The following is a 9,472-nucleotide window of genomic DNA, read 5'->3' on the forward strand; positions in this document are numbered from 1 at the left end:
CTGCGCCGCGGATCAGCGGGTGGAGGCGAATCGGGGATCAGGGCGGGTGCCCTCGATGGCCAGGTCGGCGAGGATGGCGCCGATGGCCGGCACGAACTTGAAACCGTGGCCGGAGAATCCCGCTGCCACGACCACCGGGCCATGCCGGTCCAGAACGAAGTGGGAGTCCGGAGTCGTCGTGTAGGTGCAGCTGATCGGGTGGTAGCTGTCTGGGTCCGCTCCGGGCAGCCACCGCCGAACGTACTCCCGCAACGCGGCGAGCTGGGTCGGTTCCGCGGTGAAGTCCCGGCGGTCCGGGTCGACCACCGGGCCGACCCCGTGGAACCCGACCTTGATCCCCCCGCCGGGCGTGTACAGCCCGTAGACCCCGCCGTGGAAGGAGACGGCCTCCCGCGTCCCGGCGGCGAGCAGGTGCACGAAGCTCGGCCAGCCGGCGCCGGCGTCCGCCGCACCCCCGCCGTCCGCACCGGCCGCACCGGCCGGGGCGAGCGGCGCGAAGTGCGCGGGCTGCTCCTGGGTGACGCGCAGCGCGGGCAGCGGCACGACGCCGCCGAGCAGCTTCGCCGTCCAGGCGCCGGCGGCGACGATGACGCGTCGGGCCAGGTACACGTCGTCGTCGGTGCGGACCTCGACGGCATCCTCGTCACGGATCGTGACCGTGTTGACCGGCGTCTCGTGTCGCACCTCGGCGCCGTGCTTGGCCGCGTTCTCCTGCAACGCGGTCACGCTGCGGTCGGCGTGCAGCCGGCCGGAGTCGGGATGGAACAGCACCCGGGTGTCGAAGCGCAGCCCGGGCCAGCGCGCCGCGGCGTCCCGCGGCGCCAGCCATCGCGCGCCCACTCCCGCGCTGGCGGCGGCCTCGGCGACCTGGTCGAGGACGGGGTCGGCGCCGTGCTCCAGACCACCGGTGACGGTGAGCAGGGGGACGCCGGCGAGGTCCTCGAGCTCCCGCCAGCCGACGAGGGCCCGCTGCGCGAGCCGGATGTAGCCGACGTCGGGGTAGACGAGGCGGAAGATCCGGGACGCGCCGTGCGAGGCGCCCCGGGTATGCCCGGCGGCGAACCGCTCGAGCAGCACCGTGTCGACGCCTCGCCGCGCGAGCTGCCAGGCCGCGGCCGACCCCATCGCCCCGCCGCCGAGTACCACGACGTCGACCCGCTGAGCGCTCACGCCGACACCTGCGCCGTGGCCGGGCGATCGAGGGTCGGCACGGCGGCGAGCAGGCTGCGCGTGTACTCGTGCGCGGGGTTGCGGAAGATCTGCTCGACGTCGCCGGACTCGACGATCCGACCGTCCTTCATCACCAGTACCCGGTCGCTGACGTGGTAGATCACGCCGAGGTGGTGGGAGATGAACACGTAGGCGATGCCGAGCTCGGCCTGCAGGTCCGCGAGCAGGTCGAGAATCTGTGCCTGAATGGAGACGTCGAGGGCGGAGACCGGCTCGTCGCAGACGATGACCCTGGGCCGTGGCGCGAGCGCGCGGGCGATCGCCACCCGCTGGCGCTGCCCGCCGGAGAGCTGGCGCGGCCGGCGGTCGAGCACCTCCCGGGCCAGACCCACCTGGTCGAGCAGCTCCAGCACCCGCTCCCGTCGCCGCGCGCGGGGCACTCGGGCGACGGCGAGCGGCTCGGCGATGATCCGCCCGACCGGGTAGCGCGGGTCGAACGAACTGAGCGGATCCTGGTAGATCACCTGGATGTGCCGGCGCAGCCGGGCGCGGGCACGGGCGTCGAGATCGCCCCAGGCGGTGCCGTCCACCTCGACCGTGCCGGCGTCGGCCCGCTCCAGGCCGAGCAGCAGCCGCGCGGTGGTCGTCTTGCCCGAACCGGACTCACCGACGATGCCGAGCGTCTCCCCGGCCCGCAGCGTCAGGGACACGTCGTCGACGGCGGTCAGGACGCGGCGGGAATCCAGGGCGAATCGACGCACCAGATGGTGCGCGGCCAGCACGACCTCGTCACCGACCACCGCCCGCGGCTGTGCCACCGCCCGCGGCTGTGCCACCGGGCCGGACGGCCCCGCGCCCGTGCCGACCGACGTGACCCGCGCGCTCGACGGCCGTCCGTCAGGGCTGGCGGGCGGGGGGGACAGCCGAGTACCGCGCGCGTGCGCGACCGGTGCCGCGGCGAGCAGCTGGCGGGTGTAGGGGTGGCGCGGATCGTCGAGCACCTGGCGGGTCGGGCCGTGCTCGACGAACACGCCGTCCTTCATCACGTAGACGTGGTCGGCCACCTGGGACACCACGGCCAGGTCATGGCTGATGAGCAGCAGCGCCGTCCCGGCCCGGCGGCGCCGCGCGAGCATGTCGAGGATCTGCGCCTGCACGGTGACGTCCAGCGCGGTCGTCGGCTCGTCGGCGACGAGCAGCGCGGGGTCGGCGGCGATCGCCGACGCGATCAGGGCCCGCTGCCGCAGACCGCCGGAGAGCTGGTGCGGATACTGGCCGGCGCGGGCCTCGGGCTCGGGCACGCCGACCTCGCGCAGCAGCTCGACCACCCGTGCGTCGACCTCCCGCGGCGGTACCACCCGGTGAGCCCGCAGCGTCTCGCCGATCTCGGCGCCGATCCGGCGGGCCGGGTCCAGGGAGACCAGCGCGTCCTGCAGGACGAATCCGACCCGCCGCCCGCGCAGCGTCCGCCAGTGGCGCTGTGGGACGTCCCGGACGTCCCCGCCGTCAACGACCAGGCGTGCGGCACGCACCTGCGAGCCGCTGCCCACCAGGCCGACGAGGCTGCGGGCGGTGACGCTCTTGCCGGAGCCGGACTCCCCGACGATCGCGACGGACGCGCCGGGGTCGATCCGGAACGACACGCCGCGCACGGCGTCCACCGTGCGCCGGCCCAGCCGAAACCGCACGTGCAGGTCCGCGACGTCGACCAGGGCCCCGCCGCGAGCGCCCGATATCGCGGTGTCACCCGGCTTCGCGGTGCGCACCGGGGCGGTGCCGTTGTTCGTCGTCATCGGGCGCCGCGACCTTCGAGTCGAGCCTGCAGGAACTGACCGGCGACCGTGATGGTCAGCACGGTGAGAGTGATCACGATGCCGGGGAAGATCGCCGGCCACCAGGCGACGGAGAAGTAGGTGCGGCTGCTGGCCAGCATCGCGCCCCACTCGGCGGTCGGCGGCTGCGGGCCGAGACCGAGGAAGCTCAACGTCGATCCCAGTCCGATCGCCGAGCCCACCCCGATCGTCGCCAGGATCAGGACCGGCGCCAGCGCGTTGGGCACCAGATGGCGCAGGATCACCTGGCGCTGGGGCCAGCCGAGGGCCCGCGCGGCCTCCAGGTGGACCGACGCGCGGATGCGCAGCACCTCGCCGCGGACCACCCGGGCGAAGCCGGGGAGCAGTATCAGGCTCAGACCGATGATCGAGTTGCGAGTGCCGGGGCCGAGGACCGCGATGACCAGCAGCGCGAGCAGCAGGCCCGGGATGCTCAGGATGACGTTCAGCAGCCAGTCGAAGAAGGCCGAGACCAGCCGGCCGCCCTGCGCCGCCGCGACGCCGATCGCCGCGCCCACCACAAGTGCCAACGCCGACGCGGTCAGCCCGATCAGCAACGACGGCCGGGTGCCGTGGACGATCCTGGCGAGGATGTCCCGGCCGTTCTGGTCGGTGCCCAGCAGGTGACCCGCGCCCGGTCCGCGCAGGGTCTGCGCGATGTCGGCGGCGTTCGGGTCGGTGCCGGTGAACAGCCCCGGCCAGATCGCCGCGACCACCAGCAGCGCCAGGAAGGCGAAGCTCAGCACCACCCCGGGCCGCGTCGGGCGTGCGCGCGACCAGCGCCCGCGCGCACCGGCCGCGGGCACGCTCGTGGTGCCGTCGACGGGCTGCGCGCCGCCGGCCACGGAGGCGGCCAGGTCAGGGGGTGCGGTGGTCATCCTCGACCCTCCTGGTTCGGGTCGGTCGTCGATGGTGACCGCGGCGGCGTCGGGTCGCCGCCACCTGCCGGGGCGGAGACGGCCGGCGCGGCGGTGGCGGCCGTGGCGGTGGCCGTGGCGGTCGGGGCGGTCGGGGCGGCCGTGGTGGCCGTGGTGGTGACGTCCGTGGCGCCGGCGACCGGCGTGGGGCTGATCGTCGCGTCGGGGCGCAGCCGTGGGTCGAGCAGCGGGTAGGCGGCGTCGATGAGCAGGTTGACGACGACATAGAACGACGCCGCGACGAGCACGACGCCGGAGATCAGGGGGAAGTCCCGCCGGCCGAGCGCGCCGACCGTCAGCGACCCGAGCCCCTGGCGGGAGAAGACGTTCTCGATGACGACCGCGCCGCCGAGCAGCGCGCCCGCGATCCAGCCGGCGATGGTGATCGCCGGCATCAGGGCGTGCCGCAGGGCGTGGCGGACCAGCACCGCCGCCTCCCCGATGCCGCGGCTGCGGGCCGTCGTCACGAACGGTTCGTCGAGTGTGCGCTCCAGGCCGTTGCGCAGGATCTGCGCGAGCGTCGCGCCCGGGGCGGCGGCGAGGGCGACGGCGGGCAGCACCAGGCCGCGGGCGGTGTTCGCGCCGATCGCCGGGAACCAGTGCAGTTGGAAGGAGAACACGGTGAGCAGCAGGATCGCCAGCCAGAACGCCGGCACGGCGACGCCGACGATCTCCAGCAGGGAGAACGGGCTTCGGATCCAGCGCGGCCGGCCCGCGGTCAGCACCGCCACCGTCACCGACCCGATCAGGGCGAGCCCGATGGCGGCGGCCATCAGCTCGAACGACGGCAGGATCTGCTCGCCGATCGCGGACGTGACGTCCATTCCCTGGTTGTAGGAATGGCCGAGGTCGCCGCGCAGCAGGTGCCCGAGGTAGTCGAAGTACTGGACCAGCCAGGGCTTGTCCAGCGCGTAGTCGCTGATGATCTGCGCCCTGACCTCGGGGCTGACCGGCGACTGCCCGATGATCACGTCGACGGTGCTGCCGGACTTCAGGTGCAGCGCGGTGAAGGTGACGGTGACCGCGCCCCAGAGCACGAGCACCGCGTAGCCGACCCGCCGGGCGACGGCGAGCCCGACCGCGCCGGCGGAGGAGACCGCGAGGCCTCCTGCGCGCCGCCCGTCCGCCACGAGGGCGATGCTCACCTGGTCGTCCAGGCGTCGTAGAACAGCGGGAACGCCTGCGGCTCGAAGCGCAGCCCCTGCACCTTCGTGCTCGACCCGAGGACGTAGTGGAACACGTAGACCGGGAAGACGGCGGCGGCGGCGGTGATGCGCTGCTGCGCGTCGCCGTAGAGCTGCGCCTGGCGGGTCAGGTCGGTGGTGTTCAGGGCGTCGGCGAAGATCTTGTCGAGGGCCGGGTCGGTGAACCGCGACAGGTTCGTGGCGAAGCCGGTCTTCGGCACGGCGGCGCTGCCGAACAGAGTGCGCAGCGCGTCCGGCGAGGCCCGCTGCCAGCTCATGTCGAGCAGGTCGTAGTCACCGGCGATGACGTTCTTGAGGAAGCCGGCGTAGTCGGGGTTCTCCGTCTTCACCTCGATGCCGATGTCCTTCGCGGCGGCCTGGACCTGGTCGGCGACGACGTCGCGCTGCTCGCGGGTGTACTCCTTGAGGAACGGGTGGACGAGGGTGAGCCGCTCGCCGTCCTTCGTCCGGTAGCCCTGGCCGTCGCGGCCGGTCCAGCCCGCCTGGTCGAGGAGCTGGTTCGCCTTGGCCTTGTCGTAGGCGTAGGACGACTCGATCGTCTTGTCATAGCCGACCGTCGACGGGGACAGCGGCCCCCGGGCCGGCGGGAACACGCCGAAGTACAGCTTCTGGACGATCGTCGACCAGTCGATGCCGACCCGGAACGCCTCCCGGACCTTGACGTCGGTGAAGGGCCCGCGGGTGGTGTTCGGGTAGTAGTTGTAGTTGCCGCCCGGGGCGGCCGCCGTCTGGATCGTGAATCCCGGCGTGCGCTTGAGCGCCGCGACGTTCACCGGCGGCACGCTCGCGATCGCGTCGACCTGGCCGCTGGTCAGCGCCCCGTAGCGGGAGGAGTCCTCCGGGATGGAGCGGATCGACAGCGCGTTCAGGTGTGCCGGGCCGGTGTGCTTCGCGTTCCCCGGCGCCCAGTTGTACCTGTCGTTGCGGACGTAGTCGATGCCCTTGCCCTTGACATAGCCGCCGGTGCTGATGAAGGGCCCGCTGCCGACGATCTTCGTGCAGAGGTCCGCCGGCGGCTTCTTCAGCGTGCTCGGCGCCTCGATCCCGAGGTACGCGGTGGCAAGCGATGGCAGGAACGCCGAGTTCGGGGCGCTGAAGCGGACCTCGGCGTGGGTCGCGTCGATCACCGTCGTGCCGGTGTAGGTCGCGATGGTGCCGGCCGCCAGCTGTGACTTCGTCGTCGGGGCGACGATGTGGTCAAGGTTCGCCTTCACCGCGGCGGCGTCGAACTTCTCGCCGTTGCTGAAGGTGACGTCGTCGCGCAGGACGAACGAGTACGTCTTCTGGTCCGCCGAGACGGTCCAGCTCTTCGCCAGCCAGGGGGAGAGCGTGCCGTCGTCGCTCAGCGCGACCAGCGAGTCGACGATCGACCGGGCGAAGAAGCCGTCGACGTCCGCCGGGCTCTGGTGCGGGTCGAGGCAGTTGCCGTCGGAGTTGATCGCGAACGTCAACGTCCCGCCGCGCACCGGGGAACCGGCCGCGCCGGCCGCGCCGCCCGTGGAACCGCCGCCCGAACCGCAGGCCGCCAGCACGAGCGCCGCGGACAGGGTGGCGGCGAGCATCAGGGGGCGTCTTTTTCCGCCCTTCCTGAGGCCGAAGACGGTGCTGGCCATCGTGTACTCGTTCTCCTTGGGACGTGCGAAAGGACGGGGACGGTTCCAGGGGCCGCCGACGTATGAGGCGGCGACGATGCCGCCCGCGGGGTGAAAACGGACAGCCGGAAGGTCGGTTCGGGAAGGCGAGGGCCGCGTGCCGGGCTGACGGGTGCGTGGGCATCCGCCATGGCGTGCCGCAGGGCGCAGGGGAGGACCGGGCGGGCGGGCCCGCGTCTCACCGGTCGGCCACGGCGCGGCTCCGGCCAGGCCGGCGGGTGCTGACCGTGCCGGTCGCGGCGGACGTCAGCCCGGGAAGCTGACGCCGACCCGCGCGGCGCGAGGAGTACTCGAACAGAGGCAGCTGGAGGAACGGTGAAGGTCGATCGGCAGTCGCCGGGTCAGTACCTGCGCCACCCGCGCGGGACGCAGGCCTGGCACGGCGCCGGCGACCGAGACGGGACGCATGGTGGTGGAGCGGCCACAGGCGTGACGCCTCGCTCCGGCCATGCCCTCGTCTCCTTCGTCGGGCTCGGGGCGAGCCGCGCCTACCATCCGTCCGCCGCGATCACAACCACAGCGGTGCGGCGGGCGCGGGCTTGTCCTCGATCATCAGCCGGCCGGCCGACCTGCACGAACGTAGCGGCCACTGTGCACATTGTCCACCGGTTTGGTAAAGATTTCGCTTGTGTTGCAGCGGAGGGTCTGTGGCGGGCTGGCGTGGGGTCCGAGGCCCTCGCGGCACCTGGCCGGCGGTCGATCGCGCGGGATCCCTCTCCGGCGCCGGGGCTCCCCGCCGGTGCCCTCGTCACCTCCGGCCGCGGCCACCTCTCGCCCCCGACCGCCTGCCGGCGGTTCAGGAGGGTGGAAGCGAGCCGCCGGGTGTCTGCGGATTGCGCGGGTCGCCCAGGGACGGATCCGGCCCCCCCTGCCAGTACTGCTGAGGAGCCGTCGGGTTCTGGTCCCAGGGCGAGCCGTTCGGCTGGTAGGACGTCTGCGGGTACCACGGCTGGGGTGTGGTGGACCCCGGCGGCAGGGGAGGCACGGGGGGATAGCCCGGGGGATAGCCGGCGGCTCCCGGTGCGGCTTTGGCGTTGTTGGAGCTCACCGCGAGCGCGAGGGCGACGACCCAGCCGATGAGCGTCCATCCGAGGAAAACGTTGATCACGATGACCGACGCCGACTGCCGCTGCCGCACCATCGCGATGACGCTCGGGACGAAGTAGAGCGCTACCAGAACAACGAGAAAAAGCAGTCCGGCAGCCTTCATGGGATCCCCCGATCCTCTCGCGTGTGCGGCCGCGCTCGTCGCGGGCAGGGTGACTGCACGCCCCTGAAGAGTAACACGATGAATGCGTCGGGCATTCGGTGAAGGTCGCTGCGTAGACACACAGTTACCGGTTCTGGGCTTTCTCTGGGTGGTCGGCGGGGAAGTCGCTGGTGAGCGGGGTCCGCGCGGAGGGGCCTGCACGCTGCGTGCTCGGAGGCCGGGTCCGGGCGCCAGATGTTGCCCGCTCATGACAGCGGTGTTGCGGAGTGTTGCGCTCATCCGGCGGTCTGGTGTGGCATGAGGGCGACGATCCCGCGACGGCCCGCGTGCCCGGCCTCGGCGGTCAGGTCGTCGCGGCGAACCGCGGTGAACGGCGCCGGAGCGGCGCCGGGTCGCGGGGGAGGAGCGAGGCGTGAAGTTCCTGGCCATCACCCTGATCGTGCACGCGCCCGACCCGTCCACCGGGCGGCTCCCGTCGACCACGGCCCGGTTCCGCGAGGTGGTCGACAACGCGGTGCTGGCCGAGGAGCTGGGATTCGACGGGTTCGGGGTCGGCGAGCGGCACGAGCGGCCGTTCATCTCCTCATCACCACCGGTGGTGCTCAGCCACATCGCGGCGCGGACGTCGAGGATCCGGCTGTTCACGGCGGTCACGACCCTGAGCCTGCTCGACCCGGTGCGGGCCTACGAGGACTACGCGACCCTGGACCAGCTCTCCGGCGGCCGACTGGAGCTGATGGTCGGCAAGGGCAACGGCGCGGCGCAGGCGGAGCTGTTCCACGTCACCACGGATGACCAGTGGGACCGCAACCGCGAGTCGTACGAGCTGTTCCGCCGGCTGTGGCGGGAGGAGAAGGTCACCTGGTCGGGCCGGTTCCGCCCGTCGCTGCACGAGGCCGAGGTGTGGCCGCGGCCGCTGCAGCCGGAGATCCGGATCTGGCACGGCAGCGCGACCAGCGAGGCGTCGGTGGACCTCGCCGCCCGCTACGGCGACCCGCTGTTCTCCGCCAACGTGACCAACCCCGTCGAGCCGTACGCCGAGCTGGTGCGCCACTACCGGGAGCGTTGGGTGGCCTACGGGCACGACCCCGCGGACATCCTCGTCGGCGCGGGCACCGCCGGGTACTACGGCGCGCGCCGCTCGCAGGACGCGATCGCCCGCTACCGGCCGATCTTCGAGGCCCGCCTCGCCATGTTCCGCAGGATGGGGCAGGAGCCGGTCTTCCCGACGCTGGAGGACGCCCTCGAGCGCAGTTCGATCCTCGTCGGCAGCCCCCAGCAGATCATCGAGAAGGTCCACCGGTACCACGAGCGGCTCGGCCACGAGGTGATGCACCTTCCCGTCGACGCCGACGGCCTCACCCCGGCCGAGCATCGCGCGACGCTCGAGCTCTTCCAGAGCGACATCGCCCCCGTGCTGCGCCGTGAGATCCCCGATCGGGTGGTGCTCTCCGACCGGATCTGCACCGCGCTGCAGCTCGTCGAG

Annotated in this window: 7 protein-coding genes; 1 reads left to right on the plus strand and 6 read right to left on the minus strand. The window is 72.7% G+C overall.

Translation table 11 applies throughout. The features are described 5' to 3' along the window. Positions 1–12: 12 nt before the first annotated feature. The 6 genes from C1A33_RS27985 to C1A33_RS28010 form a co-directional block, all read right to left on the minus strand. Positions 13–1,170 carry an FAD-dependent oxidoreductase gene (locus C1A33_RS27985; protein ID WP_101834751.1) on the minus strand — a complete coding sequence of 386 codons (1,158 nt, stop codon included), beginning with the start codon at positions 1,168–1,170 and terminating at the stop codon, positions 13–15. Then, complete coding sequence (locus C1A33_RS27990) at positions 1,167–2,963, minus strand: dipeptide ABC transporter ATP-binding protein (protein WP_101834753.1); 1,797 nt, start codon at positions 2,961–2,963, stop codon at positions 1,167–1,169. Before C1A33_RS27990 ends, C1A33_RS27985 begins: the two co-directional genes overlap by 4 nt. Next, on the minus strand, positions 2,960–3,880 hold the full coding sequence (locus C1A33_RS27995) for an ABC transporter permease (RefSeq protein ID WP_101834755.1): 921 nt from the start codon (positions 3,878–3,880) through the stop codon (positions 2,960–2,962). The genes C1A33_RS27990 and C1A33_RS27995 overlap by 4 nt, the downstream gene beginning before the upstream one ends. Beyond that, positions 3,877–5,064 (minus strand): ABC transporter permease, encoded by a 1,188-nt coding sequence (locus C1A33_RS28000; RefSeq protein ID WP_101834757.1) that lies wholly within the window; start codon positions 5,062–5,064, stop codon positions 3,877–3,879. Before C1A33_RS28000 ends, C1A33_RS27995 begins: the two co-directional genes overlap by 4 nt. Beyond that, positions 5,061–6,737 carry an ABC transporter substrate-binding protein gene (locus C1A33_RS28005; protein WP_101834759.1) on the minus strand — a complete coding sequence of 559 codons (1,677 nt, stop codon included), beginning with the start codon at positions 6,735–6,737 and terminating at the stop codon, positions 5,061–5,063. Before C1A33_RS28005 ends, C1A33_RS28000 begins: the two co-directional genes overlap by 4 nt. An 835-nt stretch (positions 6,738–7,572) precedes the next feature. After that, entirely contained in the window at positions 7,573–7,986 is a 414-nt protein-coding gene (locus C1A33_RS28010; protein ID WP_101834761.1) for a superinfection immunity protein, read from the minus strand. Positions 7,987–8,398: 412 nt separating this feature from the next. Between C1A33_RS28010 and C1A33_RS28015 the strand changes: the two genes are divergently transcribed. Continuing rightward, on the plus strand, positions 8,399–9,472 hold a 1,074-nt coding region (locus C1A33_RS28015; protein WP_101834763.1), incomplete at its 3' end, for an LLM class flavin-dependent oxidoreductase.

This window comes from Frankia canadensis (assembly GCF_900197875.1).
GTDB classification, from domain to species: Bacteria; Actinomycetota; Actinomycetes; order Frankiales; family Frankiaceae; genus Frankia; species Frankia canadensis.